The following is a 19,783-nucleotide window of genomic DNA, read 5'->3' as shown; positions in this document are numbered from 1 at the left end:
TTATCACATCCGTAATCTATGTAGCTCAGGTCAATATCTTGCACGTTTGAATGGGCTAGCAAATAAGCCGAAATTTATTAGTATTATCATGATTTGTTGTTAAATTTTTAAAGAAGTATTATTAGTTAGATAGAGCTCTTCATTAGTTTAAATACACTTGTCGCTAGGAAGCGAATATGAACATAGATTATAATTTACTCAACAATCTAATTGTCATTTCAAAAAGTGCTACGCTGAAAGTTGCAGCGGCAAGATTAGATCGCTCAGAGGGCTCTATCAGCAAGGACCTTACAAAGCTAAGAGAGCAACTGGGTGATCCTCTGCTCGTTCGCATTGGAAGTAAGAATGAACTGACTCCTTACCTTCGGGAGTTGTTACCAAAATTAGAAAATTATTTTGCTGAAATAGAAACCGCTTTGTATCCAGCGGAGTATAGCCCTGCCGAGTATCAAGGGAAGATAAAGGTGATGATTAATAGTCATCTTTGCGGTCTATATGGCGACAAAATATATAGCAATTTAAGGTCCGCATTCCCGAAAGCTAAGCTCTACATCAAAAATTGGGGAGAAAGTACGGAACGTGCATTGCTTAACGAAGAGGTGGATATCGGGTTGCACCTATTTAACATTGATAGAAGCCAAAGTATTCGTCAGATACCAGTCAAAAATTTAAAGCTTGCAGTGATTACGAGTAATGAATATCCGATATCATCGGTTTCAGATATTAATAATAGACCATTTATTTTATCAAACGTTTATGGTTGGAATGAAGACAAAAAATTCTTTATTAATGCACTGCTTTCCAGTGGGATAACGTTAAGTAGTCAGCTTGAGGTTGATGATTTTATTGCAGCTAAAAAAATTGTAAAAAATAGTGACTTTTTTATGTTAATGCCTGCTGAGCTAATCGATACAAATGATGGGTTGTTAACTTTTATTCTTCCAGATGATGTCGTTAATTTAAACTTGAAAATCTGTGTGAATATTAAATCTAACTTTCTTGAGTCTAACATAAAGAAACACATAGTAGCGACGATAAAAAATATATTCGATTAATCTTGAAGTATCTATTTTAAGTGGATATTAAATTTTCTTGATAAGGCATTAAGTTTATCAAAGAACTACAATTTAATTTCTTAAGCAGTCTTACTTTATAGGTGCTCACTGTTTTTTCGCTGAGGAATAACTTAGTAGAAATTTGTTTATTTGTTAACCCTTTTGATAGGTATAAAAAAACCATCTTTTCACGTCTTGATAATTTCATAATATCGGTTTCATTGTCTGATTTAAATAGAAGGAATCCAGCGAGTAAGCAGTTTATAGCGCTAATAATTTCGTTTGCAGACGCGTTTTTATCAATGAAACCTTTTGCACCAAGTTGATGAGCGAGAGAAGATGCTAACTTTAAATTAGCATTAGAATAACATAATACCTTACAGTGTCGCTGTTCAATATTGATTTTTTGTATTAAATTGAATCCATCATAATTATCTATATCAGATTCTAATATGACAAGATCTACAGTATCTTTACAGATAATACTATTAGCCTTTTGAACCGCATCTGCTACAGAGATCACAGCGTTAGGATAATTTTCTTTTAAAATTGTTGACAATCCAACTTGAAGTAACGGATTTGGCTCCACAATTAATATTTTTAAGTTAGTTTGTTGTAACGGCATAACATGATTCCCCCATAGCTACCTTGGGATTCATACTATCAGTTTGGAGCTGCAATTTAGGAAATCCTACCTTTCCAAATTGAAGCTAATGCTTTTGTTAGCCAAGCTAGATTTTATAATATTGAATTGTATGTGTTTTTTAGTTTGTAGGCCAATAGTTGAAATTTGATCGTATTAACTATTTAGGCACGGATGATCAATCAATGTTTCACCGGTTTTATGTTAAAATGAATGTTAAAGTAATCGTTGTTACTTTTTATTTGTAGTTTGCTTAACTTTTTTATAAATTGCTGGTAATTATTTAAAGTTTAAAATTGTGTTTTTATTAATTTGAGATTCAATGCTAGGAAAATTATTTTTCAAAGTATCTAAAGCAAAATTTTTTATCTGAGATGATTCTTTTTTATTACCGGTCAATTCAAGAAGGATTATTAAGTGAATTAATGATTCTATCGAAAGTGCATTGTAGTTTTTTGCAATAGAAATAATTCTTTGTTTAGCGGGTTCCGACTTTTCGGTTAATAGGTCGTTATGTGCTTGCAGCAATAAATAGTATTGTTTTTCTTCTGCTCCCAACTTTTCGTTGGATATATTTTCCTTGGTGAATTTATCCATAAGCATTCTAACGTTAGTGTCTTTTAATATTAGTTTACACCTAAGGTAAAAGTAAGAAGAGACAAAATTATTTCGGAATGTTCCACTTACCATGGCATTGTAATTTTCAAACGTATTACTTGCTAAAGTATATTTTTTTTGTGAAAAATAAACATGCCCCAATAGTAGCCATCGTTCAGCATTATTTGGTATTAGGATGTTACATGTTTCTAATAGTTCCTGTGCTTTGATAATTTCATCTGAAAGCAGAAGTAATTTTATGCGTGTATCAAAGGCCGCTAATGGTATTTTTTGATCCTTTTTTCCTAACCAATCATGCAAACTATCCTCTGCAGATTTAATGTTATTCATTGATATCAGCGAGTTGATAGACCCTAGTTTAGCCCAGTCTTCGTTGTCTGTTTCAATAGCTCGGATATAAAGCTCATAAGCGAGTTTGAATTCATTACATTGTTGCAACACATTACCCTTTATCTTGGTAATTTGCTTTTGGTAATCAATACGTTTTTCAGAATATAAATCCAATAGACGTATGGCTTCTTTATAGTTTTTATTATGATTTTCAATATAAAATTGCTTTAGATAAAGTTTAAAGTTGACACACTTTATCAGTCTGGTCTTAAAGTCTTTAGGGCTATATGGTTTCAAAATATAGCTATCAGGCTGGTAATCAAGAATACTATAGACTATGGGGGAACTCTTTTCTCCTGTCAGCATGATTACGGTGGCGTAGCCTGGCAATAGATTTAGGTGTTTCAGTTCATCAAGAAGTCTTAAACCATTGAGTCCATGACCTAAATTAAAGTCACAAATGAATAGCCCTACATCGACAACTTCACATGTTTTTAGAGCATGATTAAAGCTTTTACATGTATATATTTGTCGATCATTTATCCCTATTTCTCTGAGTAACAGTTTAATACTTGTCAAAATCAAAGGGGAGTCATCTACGATGACGGTGTTTATATTTAATTTGCTCATTTTAGTCTTTAATTGATTGTAATAACTTTTTTATAAGTAAATATGTTCTGGTTGTAGAAACTTTATTACATCGTGTCAGCTAACTCATAGGAGCTGTCTTTGCTGTTGGACTTATCTATATATAATAACTTATCAGCTCGGTTAATTGCATTATCAAGAGACTCGTCTTCTGCTAACTCAGTGTAGCCTGCACTAATCGTGATAGTTATATTCATTAAACTTAATTTTCTTGATTTTACAGAGGATTTTATTCTATTACTTAATTCTTTTGCTGCATTTTTGTCACAATGAGCAACAATTACAAACTCATCTCCACCCGTTCTCACCGCTACATCTGAATCTCTAATACAGCTTTTTATGGCTGTTGAAATATGTTTTATTGCGGCATCACCAACAAGATGTCCATATTGATCATTTATGCTCTTTATTTTATTCCCATCTATAGTAATTAAGCTTATTTTCCCTCCATCCTTCAAGTGGTTATTATTGTTGGTTAAAAAATCATTGCTGTCAAAATACAATCTATTATATAGTTTTGTTAGCGGATCTTTATATGTTTTATCTTGTAATTCAATATTGTATTTTCTTTCATGTAAAAGTGTTAATGTTATTAATGATAAAATAAATGTGATGACAAAGAAAGCTGCTATTTCATTCTTGTTTTCTAATAGTAGTATTGTGTAAGGAGTGTTGATTACCATTATGATGTTTTCGCTAACAAAATACGTTTTTGCATACGAAAATCGATCACCAAACAATGCATTTTTGTCGATAAGATTTATGATTGTTAATGAATTATTTAAATCAACTCTAGTGGTAGTGCTAATGTTGTGTGTTTTGTAAATCTCTGAATCTTTCATATCCAGCTTTATAGTTAACTTACCGATGAAATCATTATTTTTCATGATTGGAGTTGTTATTTTTAAGACGCCAGATTTCTGGTATTCAATATCCAGTTTTGATGTTTTTTGAGGTGTGTAAATTTTGCTTTTACAATCTGTTTTTACCCAGCACCATTTACTTTGTACTGTAGTAGTATTGTGGCTTTCTTTATTAATATTTGTCAGAGTATGTCTAACAAACATGTTTCCACTATCTGCTATATATTCATCAAGATAGGTTTCTTTATATTCATAATTAAATGAGTTGAATCCTTTGGTGTTAGCGAGATTTTCAACTAAATTCATAAAAGTTAATTTTCCACTATGGCCACCATTTTCTATCATTATTTCTATGACGAGATTTTTCAATTGAGTGTTTTCAACAATATTCTCAAAGATTGACGCTATTCTTTTGTTACTTTTTTTTAACAAAAAATCATTGGATGTAATGGCGGTGAATAAGTAGTAAGCAGAGAGTGAACCTGCCAAAGCCATTGCTATTAAAAATGAGTTAGATATATTTTTTAACATTTTTATCTCGTCGTGTTTCTATATTTTATCAGTTCGATTACATTGTTGACGTTATACTTTTTTAATATTCTTGTTTTATATGTGGATACGGTTTTTGGACTTATATTTAACGTTAAAGCTATCTCTTTGTTTTTTACTCCACTAATTAATAATGTTATTATTTGAGCCTCTCTTTCAGATAATGACACTCTATCTGTGTGTAGTTTGAAAAAACTATATCCACACATTATTGTTTTGACCGCACTCGTAATAGAGGTTGATGATTGGTGTTTATCAATGAAACCATTCATTCCTATATTTAGCGCCGCTTCTGATAGTAAAGGGTTGTCATTAGCAGACATGCACAATGAATAGCCATTAAAGTTTAATTTTTTCAAGGTTGTAAATAGTTTGAATCCATTGTTAGCGCTTCTGCCCAGATCTGCATCGAGTATAATAAAATTAGGCTGAATCTGGTTATAAAGTCGCACGGCATCATCATAGTTTTCAGCGCAATATACCTGGGAGATATAGCATTCAGGTTCAAGTAACAACTGCAGCGCTTTGCATATTATCGGGTGATCATCGACAACGAGTATGACTAATTTGTCATCCATAGTTTTTATTCTCATTAATAATACTGTTGAATGTCTATGGCAGACATAGGTTTACCCGTGTAAAATCCTTGGCATGTATCAATGCCATATGCTTTTAAGTGTTGTAAGGTCTTTAGATCCTCAACACCCTCGGCGACAATTGTAAGGCCAAGTTGTTTTCCAAGTGCAATTGACATCTGAGTGACAGTGTCTGTGATACTGTTTTCAATGCACGTAGATACAAAGCTTCTATCTATTTTTAATTCATGAAATGGATAGTTAACTAATTTTTGTAAAGACGAATATCCTGTGCCGAAGTCATCGATAGATAATTTGATATTCTGGCATTTCAAGTTACACAAATTTGTTAACATTTGTAAGGTTTCACTATATGCTTCAGATTCCGTTAGTTCTAAAGTCAGTGTAGATGTATCAAAGTCATATCTATTTGTAATATCTAATAATTTTTTAATAAGTTGTTCAGATTCTAAACATTTCTGGCTAATGTTAATTGATAGCTGACATTTTAAGTTGTTCTCAACTGTATCGTTAATGGCATTGTTTAATACAGTTTCAAATAAAAGAATATCAATATCTTTATCTGTGCAAAAATGCATGAAATCGCTCGGTAAGAGTAGGCCGTAGGAAGGATGTTGCCATCTGACTAATGCCTCTATTCCTTGTAGCTCATAATTATCTACCGATACTTGAGGTTGATAATAGTTTATGATTTGGCCACTTTTTAGTGCTGATTCAAATTCACTCGACGTCAGAGTTACTCTTTGTTTAGTCATGATTTTATTTTTATCATAAGCGTTTATAGATTTATTTATTAAGTTGTCAATAGTCACTTTATCACATGGTTTAGGTGTGACTTCAAATGAGTTAAAGCATAAGTGATAACTCATTGCCTCTACTAACTCTATCACTTCATTATTCATCGACGTCATTATTATTACGTTACTTTTACAATTTATTTCCTTAAGGAATGATAATAACTCTATACCATTCGTTTTTGGCATTTTTATATCTGTGATTATAAAGTCGTAGTTAAAATTCTCTATAAGAGTTTTAGCTTCATCTCCATCACAGGCTTCTGTAACATCATAGTAACCTAATTCATTGAGCATTATAGTTAATGCTTTTCTTTGGAATATATTATCTTCAACGTTTAAAAATTTAGCGCTATTTTCTTTTAACATTATACGTTCCTCTGCATCGACTCTATTACATCTCCAATCGTTTCGATTAACAGTGTCGTCATAATTAATATGTTTTTTTCGTTTTTCTGGAATAGGCTAAAGGTTTCAATCGAGTTACAAATAGAGCTTATGAAGTTACAGCTGGCTACACTTGCGGACCCTTTAACTCTATGAGTTACCGATAATATTTTTTGTATATCATGATTTTTAAGATGAACCTCTAGTTCATTTGCATCATCGGTCATTGTCTTTATAAAATAACTGTTTAAAACTATTACATCTTGAGCGCTGTATTCTGTGAATTTAGGTACTAACCATGGTTTATCAAGCCAACGATTTGTTGGATGATATGATTTTCTAGTTTCTAATATTTCTTTTGAAATCAAAGATGTTGGTAATGTTTTAGGTTTTTGGTCTTGTTTTTTGAATATTTCTTTCTGTATTTCTGATTGACATTCTATATCAGGTAAAGCTTCATCAACTTTTAGAGTTAAATTAAGCTCTTTATTCATCAATTCTTCACATATTCGTGGCCAGAAACTGATTGCTAAAAAATCATGTTGGAAGATATTGATCATGTGTTGATTCTCTGCGATATATTCTAGCTTTAAAAATATGCGCGTTAATGTTAAAAGATGTTGGCGTTAGTTTTGTGGTTATATTTTCATCCTCTTCTGGAGTGTGGTCAAATATTAGTTTGGATGATGTTTTTTTAAATTTCTTTAAAATCAGCTATTTGGGGTTTTGTAGGTTAATTCCTACAAAAGAATCAGATTTATGGTGGGTGTTGTAAGGCTTTTCTTCAGTTTTATGGGAAATATCCTATTTGCTTTGTATTGTTTATAGCCTAGATAATCAATGTCTATAAATGTTATTATATTTCTGTTTGTATCAACCTGGCTCTACTTTTTAGTTGGTTTTCTTATATTAATTCTGAGGTTTTAGTGGTTTATAATAAAAATGCTTTCATTTATTTTTTTATTGGTTTCTTTATTACATCTTTAGTTGTTTCTATGGCTTGGATACATTCTGAGCATGAGTTTAACGAGGTGTATGTAAAGCAGTCAAGTGCAGTAATGAATTCATCTGAAGATATGTTTTTTCAGCATAGAATATTGATAGATTCTATTCAATCATTCTTAAATACATCATCAGAAATATCTTTTTCAGAATTTGAAGCTTTCACAAAAGACCTTCTTAAAGTTAAATCTGCGGTAGCATTTACTTTAACTAAAGATTTAAATATAGCCTATGTGTCTGATTCGGAGTACCTTAACGAACTATCTAATCTGAAAATTGAAGTTAATTCAGATGACACTCCTGCTGTGTTTTTATCTGATTATACGTTATTGACTTTACCTACGATTTTTCCTGATATGCCATATTTGGTCTACGCAATATCTCATCAACGAATGCAAAAAAGAATGGATAAACAGAAAAACATTTGTGTCGCATATAAAATACGTGGTGAATTAATAGAAAATTCTGCATGTGATGATACTTTTGATTCAGAATGGTTTTCTTGGTTTAAGTATTCCACTGTCGAGAATTTTTCTGAAACGGAACATTTTGATGCATATTCACTTAAAACAGAATATAGGGTTCCGTTTAGAGATGTTGTTGGATTGTTATTGATTTTACTGATGATATCGATTTTAGGGTTGGCTTTTTCTGTTTTATGGTTTTTTAAAGCTAGGAACGCTGAAAAACTGAGAAAAATACATCTTATCAATCGTTCTAAGATTGCAATTCTATCCAGCATAAATCATGAAATCCGTACACCTATCAATGCCTTAATTGGTTATAGTCGGATATTACGCGAACAGACTAGTTTGAGTGACTCACAGTCCATTATTGTCGATAAGATGCTTTGGTCAGCTAATTTGCTGAACTCAGTTGCGGAAAATACGCTTAATTACAGTAAGGCGCAGACAGGGACATTAACGCTTAATATTGATCGGGTTAATGTTAGGGATTATGTCAAAAGAATAGAACAGTATTATCAGGTACTAAGCAATACTTCGAATAAGTACTTGCAAGTAAAAATAAGCGATGAAGTTCCAGATTTTGTCGAGGTTGATAGTACTAAATTATTTCAAATTATTACTAACCTTATCAATAATGCATTCAAGTACAGTAGTGACGATCGAGTTGAATTGCATTTGGATATGATTAACAGGTTTTTTAATGCTGAAGCGCGTTCATTTCTCCGTGTTCTAATACGTGATTTCGGGGAGGGGATGCCTAATTCAGCAAAAAGCGTTTTGTCGCGGCCTTTTCTACAAGAGGATTCATTGAGTTCAATTCGTGGTTCTGGTATCGGTTTAGGCCTTCACACTTGTAAAGGGATCATATCACTGATTGGGGGGCGATTTTGGCTTAGCAGTCATAGCGGTGATGGAACCAAAGTTTTGTTTCACTTTCCGTGCCGGCCTCTAGCGAAAAGTCCGACACTATCCCGAGAACTGGTTAACGCTCCTTTATTACTTGTTGACGATAATTTATTTAATTTGGAGGCGGGCAAGGCATTGTTGAGTAATCATCAATTTAAACCAGTCACCGTAGATAACGCTGAAGACGCATTGAGGTTAAAGGCGACTCTTTCACCCAAGATAGTGGTTGTGGATTACCGACTCAAGGAAATTGATGGCTTAAGTTTAATTCGTCAGATGAAAAAGTTAGATGAGGATGATTCCGTTCGCTACTTTATTCTGTCTGCAAATGATAAGAGTGAGATATTGGATCATGAATCGTATCCCTATGTGTGTTTTTTGCAGAAGCCGTTAAATATTGGGCTGTTTCGCAGTCAATTAATGACTGGATGTTGTCCTGCCTGCATGAAAACTTGATCTATTTAGTGTAAGCTAAATAACGGGTATAGCATTTACTTGTTTTATTGTTATATAACTACATTGTTAACATTCACCTTTCTCTTGTGGTGATTTAGATCACACATTTATTCTAAAATTCGTTCTTTAGTTACAAAGTCGTGTCGGAATGTGACTTCAATATCGGTATTTTCGTTAATTTTGTCGTACGATTAACCATCCCCAATTTTAAATGGTTGATGTTTGCGATGGCAGGTTTCTCAGACAAGATTAAGATAATTAAGAAGGGTCTAGATGTGCCCATCGCCGGTGAGCCAAGGCAGGAGATTGAATCATCATCTCTGCCCGTTAAAGTGGCTTTACTCGGTGAGGAGTATGTAGGCTTAAAACCCACTCTTTTGGTTGAAGTTGGCGACCGTGTAAAAAAAGGTCAACCAATTTTTGAAGACAAAAAGACACCCGGGGTGCTATTTACCGCACCAGCTAGCGGTGTCGTTGTCGAGATCAATCGTGGCGAGCGCCGAGTGCTGCAATCGGTTGTGATTGCTGTTGAAGGTGATGAGCAGGTGTTATTTTCAAGGGTTGATGACCTGTCTCAGTTAAGCCGTGAAGCGGTGCAACAAAACCTCGTAGAGAGTGGATTGTGGACGGCGCTACGAACTCGACCTTTTTCGCGCGTTCCTCAGCTCGATTCTGAGCCATCAGCTATTTTCGTTAATGCAATGGATACCAATCCGTTAGCAGCCGACCCTCGCGTCATCATTGCCGAGCAAGCTGAGGCCTTTGCCGCTGGTTTGCAAGTGGTGAGTTATTTAACTCAAGGCAAAGTTTATCTTTGCCATGATGCTGGCGATGCTCTACCTGGCGCAGATTTAGCAAAAGTGGAAAGTCATCGTTTTGGTGGGGTTCATCCTGCTGGACTTGTTGGCACCCACATTCATTTTATTCAACCTGCGAGTTTAGAGCGTCCTGTATGGCATCTGGGATACCAAGATGTTATTGCTTACGGCAAGTTGTTTCTCACTGGCGAACTTTATACTGATCGTGTTGTTGCGCTAGGAGGACCAAGAGCCATTAATCCTCGTTTGTTGCGTACTCAACTTGGTGCACAATTGAGCGCTTTAGTTGAGGGCGAAGTCAAGCCTGGTAACAATCGTGTGGTATCTGGTTCGATTCTTTCTGGCCATACCGCTAAGGACGTTCACGATTTTCTTGGTCGTTTTCATCAACAAATTTCTGTATTGGAAGAAGATGATCAGCACCAGTTCTTATCATGGGTGCGTGGTGGTTCAGATAAGTTTTCCATTACACGCGCAGTGACCTCGCGTTTTAGCAGTACCAAGCGCTTATTCAACTTAACGACGCATGCGGGTGGCTCTCAAAGAGCGATGATTGCATTTGGTCAGTTAGATCGTGTAATGCCACTCGATATTTTACCTTTGCTTTTGATGCGTGATCTTGTGGTTCGAGATACCGATGAAGCACAGTTGCTTGGTGCATTAGAGTTAGATGAAGAAGATTTAGCGTTATGTACGTTTGTGTCTCCGGGGAAATATGACTACGGACAAGAACTACGTATCTGCTTAGATATTATTGAGAGGGAAGGTTAATGAGTAAGCCAAGCAAAAAGCCTGACGTTCAAAATGACTACTATGCACATGGTCAGTCAATGCGCAGCTTCTTTCGTTCACTACTCTATTTGCATGGCCGCAGCACCAAGGGGAAGGTGCATGTGCGTGATGCCATTGATGTAAAACGAACAATGACCTTAGTAGGCTTATGTCTACTGCCTGCCATTTTATTTGGTATCTACAATTTGGGCTTACAAGCTCAACTCGCAGTGGCTTCAGGATTAACAGCGCCGAATGTATGGCAACTGTTCATCTTTAACGCGATTGGCGGTGGATTGACTGAACAGACAGGCTTTTTCGGCTTGTTTGGTTATGGTCTTAGCTTCTATCTACCTATCTATCTAACCGCACTATTTGTGAGTCTTTTTTGGGAGGTGGTTTTCGCTAAGGTGCGTCGCCAAGAGCTACACGAAGGCTTCTTCGTTACTGCGCTACTGTTTACCATGATTATGCCTGTATCGACGCCACTATGGATTGTCGCTTTAGGTATCACCTTTGGTGTGATCATGGCGAAAGAGGTGTTTGGTGGTATGGGATATAACTTCCTTAACCCAGCACTTGCGGGTTACGCCTTTATCTATTTTGCCTATCCAACTCAAGTTGCTTCACTTTCTCAGTTTGTTGCGGTTGATGGTTTTGCCGGGGCTACAACCTTAGTGCAAACCGCTGCGGGTAAGATGAGCTTTGCTGATTACAGCTGGTATCAAGCGTTTAGCGATCCTTTATGGTGGGACAGCTTCTTTGGATTTACCGTGGGTACCATGGCTGAAACCAGTACGCTGGCAATCCTAATCGGTGGCTTGATGCTTATTCTAACGCGTCTTGCCGATTGGCGAATCGTGGTTGGTGTGATGTTAGGCATGGTGCTTACTACGGTGATGTTCAATCTTATCGGTTCTGCTAAGAATGAAATGTTTGCCATGCCGTGGACTTGGCACTTGGTTTCTGGTGGTTTTGCCCTCGGTATGATGTTTATGGCAACAGACCCTGTAACCACGGCCTACACCCGTCAAGGCAAGTTTATTTATGGCTTGATGATCGGCTTTATGACAGTACTTATTCGTGTGCTTAACCTCAAACTACCTGAGGGCATTATGTTAGCCATTCTGTTTGCCAACCTTTGGGCACCGTTATTCGATTATGTTGTTGCTCGTCTTAATATGAAGCGGAGGCTAAAGCGTAATGCCTTATAAATCAGAAAAGATGTTGCAGATTCAGACTGCAAACTTATGGTCATCGATCATCGCATCCTTTTTATTTCGACTTTCCAGCTGCTTTGAGCGCGTCGATATGGGAGATAAATCCTAATGACATTTAAGAAAGATACCGTAGTGGGGACCATGATCTTCACTATCATTCTCTGCCTCTCTTGTTCATTTATGATCACCGGCACTGCTGAGATCTTGAAAGAACGCAAATTGGCTAAGAAGCGTGACGAATTAAAGCGTTATGTATTGATGGCGGCGGATGTCGATATCAGTGGTGATAAAGATTTTCGTCAAATTTTCGAAAAATCAGTTACGCCACTGTTAATCGAAATTGATACTGGTGTGGTTGATACTGAAGCGAACGTGCTCGATTTTGATGAGCGCATGGCGGCTATCAATCCTGACACCTCAAGTAAGCCGAAGAAAGACACCGCTAAAATCAAAAGCCGCGCCGATAAAGCCCGCGTGTTTAAGGTGTTTAACGATAACGGTGAACTACATGCCGTGGTACTACCGATTTACGGGAAAGGCTTATGGTCGATGATTTATGGCTATGTGGCGGTTAAACCAGACTTTAATACCATCGAAAACGTGGTGTTTTATGAGCATGGTGAAACACCTGGTATTGGTGATTTCCTCGATGATAGTGCTTGGACTGACAAGTTTAAGGGTAAGCAACTATTTGATAAAAAAGGAAAGGTATCTTTCAAGGTGGTTAAAGGCGGCGCTAAAGAAGGCGATGTTCACGGTGTGGATGCGGTGAGCGGTGCGACTATGACAGGGCGTGGCGTACAACGCGCGGTACAGTTCTGGTTTGGTGAGGAAGGCTTTGAGACTTTCCTTCACAAGCTAAAAGCGTCGGAGGTTTAAGATGAGTAAAAGTATGACATCGACTCGGGATATTTTGACCGGTCCTATTTTTGCCAATAACCCTGTTGCGATGCAGGTGCTAGGTGTCTGTTCGGCGCTAGCGGTGAGTAACTCGATGCAAACTGCGCTAGTGATGACACTGGCAGTGACCTTTGTATTGGTGTTCTCAAACCTGATTATTTCGACCATTCGTAACTTTATACCTAATAGTGTGCGAATTATTGCTCAGATGACGGTGATTGCGTCATTGGTGATTATCGTCGACATGATTTTGCAAGACGTGGCCTACGAGTTATCGCGTCAGCTATCGGTATTCGTTGGTTTGATTATTACCAACTGTATCATCATGGGACGCGCAGAAGCCTATGCGATGAAGATGCCACCGCATCTAGCCGTGGTTGATGCTTTGGGCAATGCCATGGGCTATGGCGTTATCTTACTTGGGGTCGCCTTTGTACGTGAACTCCTTGGCAGCGGCAGTTTATTTGGCCATGAGATCTTTGCCACTATCGAAAATGGCGGCTGGTATTTAACCAACGAGATGTTCAAGTTACCACCAAGCGCTTTCTTCTTGATTGGCTTGATGATTTGGGCAATCAACGTCATTCAGCGTAAGCGAGGATAAGGAACGGATATGGAACACTATATTAATCTTTTTGTTCAAGCTGTCTTTATCGACAACATGGCTCTGTCATTCTTTATGGGGATGTGTACCTTCCTCGCGGTATCGAAAAAGGTATCGACCTCATTTGGTCTAGGTATCGCCGTTATTGTGGTGATGATGCTAGCCGTACCGCTAAACCAGCTGATCTATGCCAACGTGTTAGCGCCTGGTGCACTCGCTTGGGCAGGCTACCCAGAATTGGATTTGAGCTACCTGCAGCTAATCACCTTTATTGGTGTGATTGCCGCCTTGGTGCAGATTTTGGAAATGTTCTTAGATAAGTACATTCCAAGCCTGTATCAAAGCCTAGGTATCTTTTTGCCACTATTAACCGTGAACTGCGCGATTTTTGCGGGCGTTATTTTCATGGCTAACCGCGACTATACCTTAGCTGAATCGGCGGTATTTGCCGCAGGTTCGGGACTGGGTTGGGCAATGGCGATTGTGATGTTGGCAGGCCTACGTGAGCGGATGAAGTTTCATGCAATTCCTGCTGGGCTTCAAGGTGTTGGTATCACCTTTATTACCACGGGCTTGATGGCTTTGGGCTTTATGTCTTTCTCTGGGATTTCGTTTTAAGTGGTGTGTTCCCGCTTAAATCAGATGCATTAAAGAAAAGGGTTATTAGATGGAAATGGCAATAGGCATAGGCATGTTCACCATCGTGGTGTGTGTGCTGGTTATGGTGATATTACTCGCCAAAAGCAAGCTGGTCATCAATGGTGATATCACTATTGGTATTAACGATGACGAAGAGAAGCGCATCACTACAACGGCTGGTGACAAGTTACTTGGCGCACTGGCAGGTAAAAATATCTTTATTCCATCGGCGTGTGGCGGCGGTGGGACTTGTGGTCAGTGCCGGGTGACGGTGAAGTCGGGCGGTGGCGATATTCTGGCGACAGAGCTTGACCATATCAGTAAGAAAGAGGCCAAAGAAGGCTGCCGATTAGCCTGTCAGGTGGCGGTTAAAACGGATATGGAGCTTGAGATCGAAGAAGAGATCTTCGGCGTGAAGAAGTGGCAATGTGAGGTGATCTCTAACGATAACCAAGCCACCTTTATTAAAGAATTACTGCTGAAACTGCCAGAAGGCGAAGATGTTAAGTTTAAGGCGGGTGGTTATATTCAAATCGAAGCGCCAGCGCATCAAGTGAAGTACAGCGATTTCGATATTCCTGCTGAGTATCGTGATGACTGGGAAAAATATAACTTGTTTGATTTAGTTTCAACCTGTGAAGAGGACGTACTGCGTGCTTACTCAATGGCAAACTACCCAGACGAGAAAGGCCTGATCATGCTTAACGTGCGTATTGCTACGCCGCCTTCAGAAGGCTTGCCGCCAGGTAAGATGTCATCTTACATCTTTAACCTTAAGGCGGGTGACAAGGTGACTATTTCAGGCCCATTTGGTGAGTTTTTCGTTAAAGAAACCGATGCCGAAATGGTATTTGTTGGCGGTGGTGCGGGTATGGCACCGATGCGCTCGCACATCTTTAACCAGTTAAAAGCTGAGAAGACCAAGCGTAAGATGACTTTCTGGTATGGCGCGCGTTCATGTCGTGAAATTTTCTACAAGGAAGATTTCGATAAACTTGCTGAAGAAAATGATAACTTCGAGTGGCATGTGGCCTTGTCTGATCCGCTTCCTGAAGATAATTGGGATGGCTACACAGGCTTTATCCATAACGTACTTTATGAAAACTACTTGAAGAATCATAAAGCGCCAGAAGATTGTGAGTTCTACATGTGTGGCCCTCCAATCATGAACTCTTCGGTGATCAACATGCTGGAAAACTTAGGTGTTGAACAAGAGAACATCTTACTCGATGACTTTGGTGATTAGACTCAATTGAATTACCATAGTTAACACGACAAAACGTCCAATAGGGCGTTTTGTCGTTTTTAGCATAACATCATTTGTATTGGTCGATGATTATTGTCAATAGCGGGTTGATTTCGGATGCGGCCATGGTATTGCTTATTGACCTAAGATCTCATCTCGCAACGAATAGGCTGCCATCAAGACCTCCTGCTGCTCTTGCTGACCGACATTATGCTTTGCCATTACCGCTAAGATATCATCGATCACCGCCATATATTCTCGCTCATTGATATTCATGCCTCTGTGAGTATCTACCATGTTCTTGCCGGTATATTCCTGCGGTCCGCCCGTGGCCATGCAAAGAAATTCGGTGACTTTTTCGATAACCCTATCTCGATTAGAATCTTTGTAACGGCTCGCGATAATCGGATTTGCAGCGTGAGTATCAAAGATATCGGCTGCAACTTTGGCTATATTTGACTCGCCGCCTAGGCGTTCATAAAGACTTGTTTCACTCATCATATTGCCTCTGAGTTGATTCAAACAAACAGAAGAGATTAAGCATCTTCAATAGTGATCTTTAAGTGTAGTGCCTGAGGAGAATATTATGGCGCTAATGGGCTGTCATAACGGTTGATTTGAGCAAGTAGTTGTAAGGGGATAATTCATTTGCTCTTAGTTGTTATTTTTAGCCCTAAAGTTGGGTTAGGAATTTTATCTTTAAAAACAGCTCAAAAACGCAGCGATTAGCTGCGTTTTACGCTGTACTCGACTTATATTTTATATAAATACGGGGGCGTCGTAGTTATAACCCTCGTCTGTGTAAGCGGTAACAATTGCGTCGTCAACTAAGCCGTCAGTGGCGGCAACTTGGGTATCAAAGAAGTGCTGTATCTGTTTGCGGCGTCCATGGGCTGCCCAGCTTTCGCCATCGGCCCAAATTTCATTAAACACGATTGGATAGTCAGTGCGGGTCGCACTCGGATGATCAATTTGACGGGTCAAGATGTATTGAATACAACCTTGTTCGCGCAGCGCATCTGGCTCTAACGCTTTGAGGACTTCAAATAGCTGGGCCTCTTTACCTGCTTTGGGACGAAATTGAGCGATAACAAAAACACGTGATGACATAGCGTGGCCTTTTCCTTGGTAAAATCCAAAGTGTAAATCATCCACCATCGATCCCCTAGGTTGTTTTTGTGTTTTTTGTACCGATGTTTGGCTAAATTTGAGCAATGGCTTGTGCTGTCATATCAGTACTGGATAATGCCGCTATTAGATCAAAAGAGATATTGCCAGACTATGCGGTTAGACAAATTTGTGTGCAAGAGTACAACCCTTAATCGCCAACAAGCAGTATTGGTTATCTCTGCTGGTGAAGTCACGGTGAATGGCAATGCGATTGTTGATGCGGCCGTGCAGGTACACGAAAGTAATTGCATTGAGTTTCAAGGTGAGCGCCTGTTGCCGCGTCCTTTTCGTTATATATTGTTAAATAAGCCTAAAAGCACCCTATGTTCTAATGTCGATGGGGATTACCCCTCCATCTTTAATTTACTCAATGTGCCGAATCCTGATGAACTGCATATTGCGGGCAGGTTGGACGCGGATACCACCGGGCTGGTACTCATCACCGATGATGGCCGCTGGTCGTTTAATGTGTTTAATCCCAAATATCATTGCCAAAAAGTGTATAGGGTAAGGCTGAGAGATAGCATAGAAGGTGAACACAAAGGCGAGATTGATGGGCAATTGGTGGCTAGGTTTAAACAGGGGTTACAGTTACCCGGTGAGACAAAACTAACGTTGCCAGCCAAACTGGTCTATGTCAGTGAGCGCGAGGCGTTACTGACTATTAGTGAGGGGCGTTACCATCAGGTCAAGCGCATGTTTGCTGCGGTGGGCAATCGTGTTGTTGGCCTGCATCGTGAGCGGGTTGGCAGTATTGAATGTGATGTCGCCTGTGGTGAATGGCGATATTTAAGTGATATTGAGGTTGAGGGTTTCGGCTTTTCTTCGTTAAGTGAGTTAGATAACAGGCGCTAGTTGGTGACTAAGGCCTGTTATCGGGAAAAAATTGCGCCTTGTTCATTTGTTAGTGCTCTCGTTGCTTTGTTCGGCCTTGTGAGCTGTACTTTGAACGTTCGCGGCTAGCTTGGTGATTAGCTTGAGCGCGATATTGAGTTTTTGGTTGAGCGCGCTTATCCCGTTGGGTGTTGTTATTACGTTGCGGACTCAGCTCTCGCTGAACACCTTTATGTCGCTGAATACTCTTATTCCTTTGATGCGTCCTATCTTGTCCTACAACGGGCTTCGTTTTGGGTGACTCGACCCTATAGGCCGAATTCCTAGACTGCTTGTTACCATCTGATTTATACGTTGTGGCAGAGCTGTTTATCTGTCGTTGAGCACTATCTCTCTTATAGCTACTTTTAAACTCAGGTCTTTGGTTTGCTTTAATATTTCGGTCAGCATTGGCATGACTGTTTGCGAGTTTATGACGAAAACCCTGTTCACGTTTCTGTTTAACTTGAGTCGTGCTGTAGTGCTTGGGCTTGGCAGCGTTACCATAACGTTCAGCACTTCTTAGTTGCTTGGTTTGCAGTGTACTTGGTCGATGACTGTTATAGCGCTGTTTAACCACCGTTGAGCGATACGCTACGCCGCGTCTATGCTGTGGTTTGTGAGCCCAACGCTGTGCACCGCTACTTGATACGATACGCGTACGCGGACGATAGTGATTCGAGTGGCGGTGGTGGGTCACGACTATATGGCGGTTGTGCCAGTGAAACGCACTAAAGTAGTAGTTAAAGCTAATTTGTATGCCACTGTGCCAATAAAAATGACTCGATATGTGGTTTGGATAACCAATGGCATAACGTGGCGGATAAACCCAATACACTGGCGGATAGTTGTACCAGCGCCAATGACCATAGACGACACGAGTATCATAAACGGGTACGTAAACAATCTCTTTTCTTGCTGGCTCTATGATGATCTCTTGGTTGACTTTGGTCACCCTCATATTGTCCATATCATCTAAGCTATTGGCATCATCGGCTTGTCTGCGTAGCATTTGAATGCTGCTCAGTACTTGCTGCTCATCTTGTAGAAAAGCATCACCAAGTTTTTGCGTCCAATTGAGATCCTCGCTGAGCTTTTCTAAGACAGTCGGAAACGCCACTAACGCGACGACACTGGGGTCCCAATCTTTATCTTCTGCTTGGTTAACGGCTTCACTGGCTTGCAGATCTTTATGTTGTTCACGCCAGCGATTGGCTTGGACAACCTCTAAAGGGTAAGTCGATGCGATGAGAATATGGGTTAGTAGGCTATCAGGGTAGAGTGCGATAGGCGCTAATATCTGCGCCAGCTCTGCCTCACTAAACTGTATCTCATCGATATGTTCTGTGGGGGTGTCAATCGCGAATACTGCTGGTGCAACGAATAGCGGTAGTAGGGCGATAAGCAGGATGAAAGTTCCTTGTTTTATGCTGTTCATACCGTCTCCAAATTTATTCGGTTGTTTGATTTACCGTCATGATAAGTGAGTGAAGATGAACATAAGCTGAAAGCCTTATTGGGTTTAATTTGAATGATAAAGATTTAGATTGTTGGGTGATCTGAAATCCATTAGAGTGACGTGAGATAGGACCCTAATGTCTAGTTAGAATAATTTGATAAGGAGATTTGATGTTTAGTCATGTGATGCTCGGTGCTAATGATATTGAAAAATCAAAAGCATTTTATGATGCGATCTTAGGTTCGTTAGGTTATGACGCAGGTGTGTTTGATGAGAAAGGACGCTGCTTTTATTTCTCTGCAAGTGGCGTATTCGCGTTAACAAAACCTATTGATGGCGAACCAGCGACTCGTGGTAATGGAAGCACTTTGGGCTTCAACGCAAAAAATACCGAGTTAGTCGATGCTTGGCATACTGCAGGCTTAGCTAATGGTGGCACAGCTTGTGAACAACCACCAGGCCTTAGAGAAGGGGCGGTAGGTAAGTTGTATTTGGCTTATCTAAGAGATCCTTCAGGAAATAAAATTTGTGCACTTCATCGAGTAGCTTAGTTTCGGTTATTGACTCGTTTATGTTGGGGTGGATTAGCGTTGTGATTAGGTAACCTGAACTCGGGTTAAGTGATCAAACATAAGCTAATCCGCTTTTTGTTGATAAAAGTTAACAGGCTTTTGCCCCAAAGTTTGTTGCCCTTAGAATGCAGGTTTGGCATTTCTCTAGTTTGCTTGGTTGGCATTTGGCGACACGCTCATTTATTAAATGAGTTGAA

Annotated in this window: 19 protein-coding genes; 10 read left to right on the top strand and 9 right to left on the bottom strand. The window is 39.1% G+C overall.

Going from position 1 to position 19,783, the window contains the following annotated elements; genetic code table 11:
- Positions 1-176: 176 nt before the first annotated feature.
- Positions 177-1,055, top strand: a complete 879-nt coding sequence (locus K0I62_RS13460) for a LysR family transcriptional regulator (protein WP_220068601.1) — start codon at positions 177-179, stop codon at positions 1,053-1,055.
- A gap of 16 nt (positions 1,056-1,071) precedes the next feature.
- On the opposite strand, the gene K0I62_RS13455 is transcribed toward K0I62_RS13460, so the two are convergent.
- The 6 genes from K0I62_RS13455 to K0I62_RS13430 all read right to left on the bottom strand — a co-directional run bounded on the left by K0I62_RS13455 (position 1,072) and on the right by K0I62_RS13430 (position 6,977).
- A complete protein-coding gene (locus tag K0I62_RS13455) occupies positions 1,072-1,680 on the bottom strand; it encodes a response regulator transcription factor (protein ID WP_220068600.1) in 609 nt (202 codons plus the stop codon).
- A gap of 297 nt (positions 1,681-1,977) precedes the next feature.
- Positions 1,978-3,276 carry a response regulator gene (locus tag K0I62_RS13450; protein ID WP_220068599.1) on the bottom strand — a complete coding sequence of 433 codons (1,299 nt, stop codon included), beginning with the start codon at positions 3,274-3,276 and terminating at the stop codon, positions 1,978-1,980.
- Between the two features lie 65 nt (positions 3,277-3,341).
- Complete coding sequence (locus tag K0I62_RS13445) at positions 3,342-4,688, bottom strand: GGDEF domain-containing protein (RefSeq protein ID WP_220068598.1); 1,347 nt, start codon at positions 4,686-4,688, stop codon at positions 3,342-3,344.
- 2 nt (positions 4,689-4,690) lie between these two features.
- On the bottom strand, positions 4,691-5,284 hold the full coding sequence (locus tag K0I62_RS13440; protein ID WP_220068597.1) for a response regulator transcription factor: 594 nt from the start codon (positions 5,282-5,284) through the stop codon (positions 4,691-4,693).
- A gap of 14 nt (positions 5,285-5,298) precedes the next feature.
- Complete coding sequence (locus tag K0I62_RS13435) at positions 5,299-6,465, bottom strand: EAL domain-containing response regulator (protein ID WP_220068596.1); 1,167 nt, start codon at positions 6,463-6,465, stop codon at positions 5,299-5,301.
- Positions 6,465-6,977 carry an Hpt domain-containing protein gene (locus K0I62_RS13430; protein ID WP_220068595.1) on the bottom strand — a complete coding sequence of 171 codons (513 nt, stop codon included), beginning with the start codon at positions 6,975-6,977 and terminating at the stop codon, positions 6,465-6,467. Before K0I62_RS13430 ends, K0I62_RS13435 begins: the two co-directional genes overlap by 1 nt.
- A 432-nt stretch (positions 6,978-7,409) precedes the next feature.
- Here K0I62_RS13430 and K0I62_RS13425 point away from each other — a divergent pair, with 432 nt between their 5' ends.
- From K0I62_RS13425 to nqrF, 7 genes are all read left to right on the top strand, one after another.
- The gene (locus tag K0I62_RS13425) at positions 7,410-9,314 is read left to right on the top strand and encodes a hybrid sensor histidine kinase/response regulator (RefSeq protein ID WP_220068594.1); all 1,905 of its coding nucleotides are present in this window, start codon (positions 7,410-7,412) and stop codon (positions 9,312-9,314) included.
- A 227-nt stretch (positions 9,315-9,541) separates the two neighbouring features.
- Positions 9,542-10,903, top strand: a complete 1,362-nt coding sequence (locus K0I62_RS13420; protein ID WP_220071391.1) for a Na(+)-translocating NADH-quinone reductase subunit A — start codon at positions 9,542-9,544, stop codon at positions 10,901-10,903.
- A complete protein-coding gene (locus tag K0I62_RS13415; RefSeq protein ID WP_220068593.1) occupies positions 10,903-12,117 on the top strand; it encodes an NADH:ubiquinone reductase (Na(+)-transporting) subunit B in 1,215 nt (404 codons plus the stop codon). Before K0I62_RS13420 ends, K0I62_RS13415 begins: the two co-directional genes overlap by 1 nt.
- 114 nt (positions 12,118-12,231) lie before the next feature.
- Complete coding sequence (locus K0I62_RS13410) at positions 12,232-13,002, top strand: Na(+)-translocating NADH-quinone reductase subunit C (protein ID WP_220068592.1); 771 nt, start codon at positions 12,232-12,234, stop codon at positions 13,000-13,002.
- Between the two features lies 1 nt (position 13,003).
- Positions 13,004-13,627, top strand: a complete 624-nt coding sequence (locus K0I62_RS13405; RefSeq protein WP_220063567.1) for an NADH:ubiquinone reductase (Na(+)-transporting) subunit D — start codon at positions 13,004-13,006, stop codon at positions 13,625-13,627.
- 9 nt (positions 13,628-13,636) lie between these two features.
- Positions 13,637-14,245 carry an NADH:ubiquinone reductase (Na(+)-transporting) subunit E gene (gene nqrE, locus K0I62_RS13400; protein WP_220063568.1) on the top strand — a complete coding sequence of 203 codons (609 nt, stop codon included), beginning with the start codon at positions 13,637-13,639 and terminating at the stop codon, positions 14,243-14,245.
- A gap of 49 nt (positions 14,246-14,294) precedes the next feature.
- Complete coding sequence (gene nqrF / locus K0I62_RS13395; protein ID WP_220068591.1) at positions 14,295-15,512, top strand: NADH:ubiquinone reductase (Na(+)-transporting) subunit F; 1,218 nt, start codon at positions 14,295-14,297, stop codon at positions 15,510-15,512.
- Between the two features lie 135 nt (positions 15,513-15,647).
- Here the strand turns inward: nqrF and K0I62_RS13390 are convergent, their stop codons facing one another.
- A complete protein-coding gene (locus K0I62_RS13390) occupies positions 15,648-16,013 on the bottom strand; it encodes a group I truncated hemoglobin (protein WP_258405002.1) in 366 nt (121 codons plus the stop codon).
- A 258-nt stretch (positions 16,014-16,271) separates the two neighbouring features.
- On the bottom strand, positions 16,272-16,622 hold the full coding sequence (locus tag K0I62_RS13385; protein ID WP_220068590.1) for a putative quinol monooxygenase: 351 nt from the start codon (positions 16,620-16,622) through the stop codon (positions 16,272-16,274).
- Positions 16,623-16,793: 171 nt separating this feature from the next.
- Between K0I62_RS13385 and K0I62_RS13380 the strand changes: the two genes are divergently transcribed.
- A complete protein-coding gene (locus K0I62_RS13380) occupies positions 16,794-17,537 on the top strand; it encodes a pseudouridine synthase (RefSeq protein ID WP_220068589.1) in 744 nt (247 codons plus the stop codon).
- A 49-nt stretch (positions 17,538-17,586) separates the two neighbouring features.
- Here K0I62_RS13380 and K0I62_RS13375 read toward each other — a convergent pair whose 3' ends face one another.
- Positions 17,587-18,993 (bottom strand): DUF3300 domain-containing protein, encoded by a 1,407-nt coding sequence (locus tag K0I62_RS13375; protein ID WP_220068588.1) that lies wholly within the window; start codon positions 18,991-18,993, stop codon positions 17,587-17,589.
- Positions 18,994-19,184: 191 nt separating this feature from the next.
- Between K0I62_RS13375 and K0I62_RS13370 the strand changes: the two genes are divergently transcribed.
- Positions 19,185-19,565 carry a VOC family protein gene (locus tag K0I62_RS13370; RefSeq protein WP_220068587.1) on the top strand — a complete coding sequence of 127 codons (381 nt, stop codon included), beginning with the start codon at positions 19,185-19,187 and terminating at the stop codon, positions 19,563-19,565.
- The last annotated feature ends 218 nt before the right edge of the window (positions 19,566-19,783 follow it).

The sequence above is a fragment of the Shewanella psychrotolerans genome, from assembly GCF_019457595.1.
Taxonomy (GTDB): domain Bacteria; phylum Pseudomonadota; class Gammaproteobacteria; order Enterobacterales; family Shewanellaceae; genus Shewanella; species Shewanella psychrotolerans.
This window is presented reverse-complemented; position numbering and strand designations above follow the sequence as displayed.

Coding starts and splice junctions, on each gene's coding strand:
- K0I62_RS13460 (WP_220068601.1), top strand. CDS start 177: ATGAACATAGATTATAATTTACTCAACAATCTAATTGTCATTTCAAAA.
- K0I62_RS13370 (WP_220068587.1), top strand. CDS start 19,185: ATGTTTAGTCATGTGATGCTCGGTGCTAATGATATTGAAAAATCAAAA.
- K0I62_RS13405 (WP_220063567.1), top strand. CDS start 13,004: ATGAGTAAAAGTATGACATCGACTCGGGATATTTTGACCGGTCCTATT.
- K0I62_RS13380 (WP_220068589.1), top strand. CDS start 16,794: ATGCGGTTAGACAAATTTGTGTGCAAGAGTACAACCCTTAATCGCCAA.
- K0I62_RS13450 (WP_220068599.1), bottom strand. CDS start 3,276: ATGAGCAAATTAAATATAAACACCGTCATCGTAGATGACTCCCCTTTG.
- K0I62_RS13435 (WP_220068596.1), bottom strand. CDS start 6,465: ATGTTAAAAGAAAATAGCGCTAAATTTTTAAACGTTGAAGATAATATA.
- K0I62_RS13445 (WP_220068598.1), bottom strand. CDS start 4,688: ATGTTAAAAAATATATCTAACTCATTTTTAATAGCAATGGCTTTGGCA.
- K0I62_RS13385 (WP_220068590.1), bottom strand. CDS start 16,622: ATGTCATCACGTGTTTTTGTTATCGCTCAATTTCGTCCCAAAGCAGGT.
- K0I62_RS13415 (WP_220068593.1), top strand. CDS start 10,903: ATGAGTAAGCCAAGCAAAAAGCCTGACGTTCAAAATGACTACTATGCA.
- K0I62_RS13390 (WP_258405002.1), bottom strand. CDS start 16,013: ATGATGAGTGAAACAAGTCTTTATGAACGCCTAGGCGGCGAGTCAAAT.
- K0I62_RS13410 (WP_220068592.1), top strand. CDS start 12,232: ATGACATTTAAGAAAGATACCGTAGTGGGGACCATGATCTTCACTATC.
- K0I62_RS13455 (WP_220068600.1), bottom strand. CDS start 1,680: ATGCCGTTACAACAAACTAACTTAAAAATATTAATTGTGGAGCCAAAT.
- nqrF (WP_220068591.1), top strand. CDS start 14,295: ATGGAAATGGCAATAGGCATAGGCATGTTCACCATCGTGGTGTGTGTG.
- nqrE (WP_220063568.1), top strand. CDS start 13,637: ATGGAACACTATATTAATCTTTTTGTTCAAGCTGTCTTTATCGACAAC.
- K0I62_RS13420 (WP_220071391.1), top strand. CDS start 9,542: ATGGCAGGTTTCTCAGACAAGATTAAGATAATTAAGAAGGGTCTAGAT.
- K0I62_RS13430 (WP_220068595.1), bottom strand. CDS start 6,977: ATGAATAAAGAGCTTAATTTAACTCTAAAAGTTGATGAAGCTTTACCT.
- K0I62_RS13440 (WP_220068597.1), bottom strand. CDS start 5,284: ATGGATGACAAATTAGTCATACTCGTTGTCGATGATCACCCGATAATA.
- K0I62_RS13375 (WP_220068588.1), bottom strand. CDS start 18,993: ATGAACAGCATAAAACAAGGAACTTTCATCCTGCTTATCGCCCTACTA.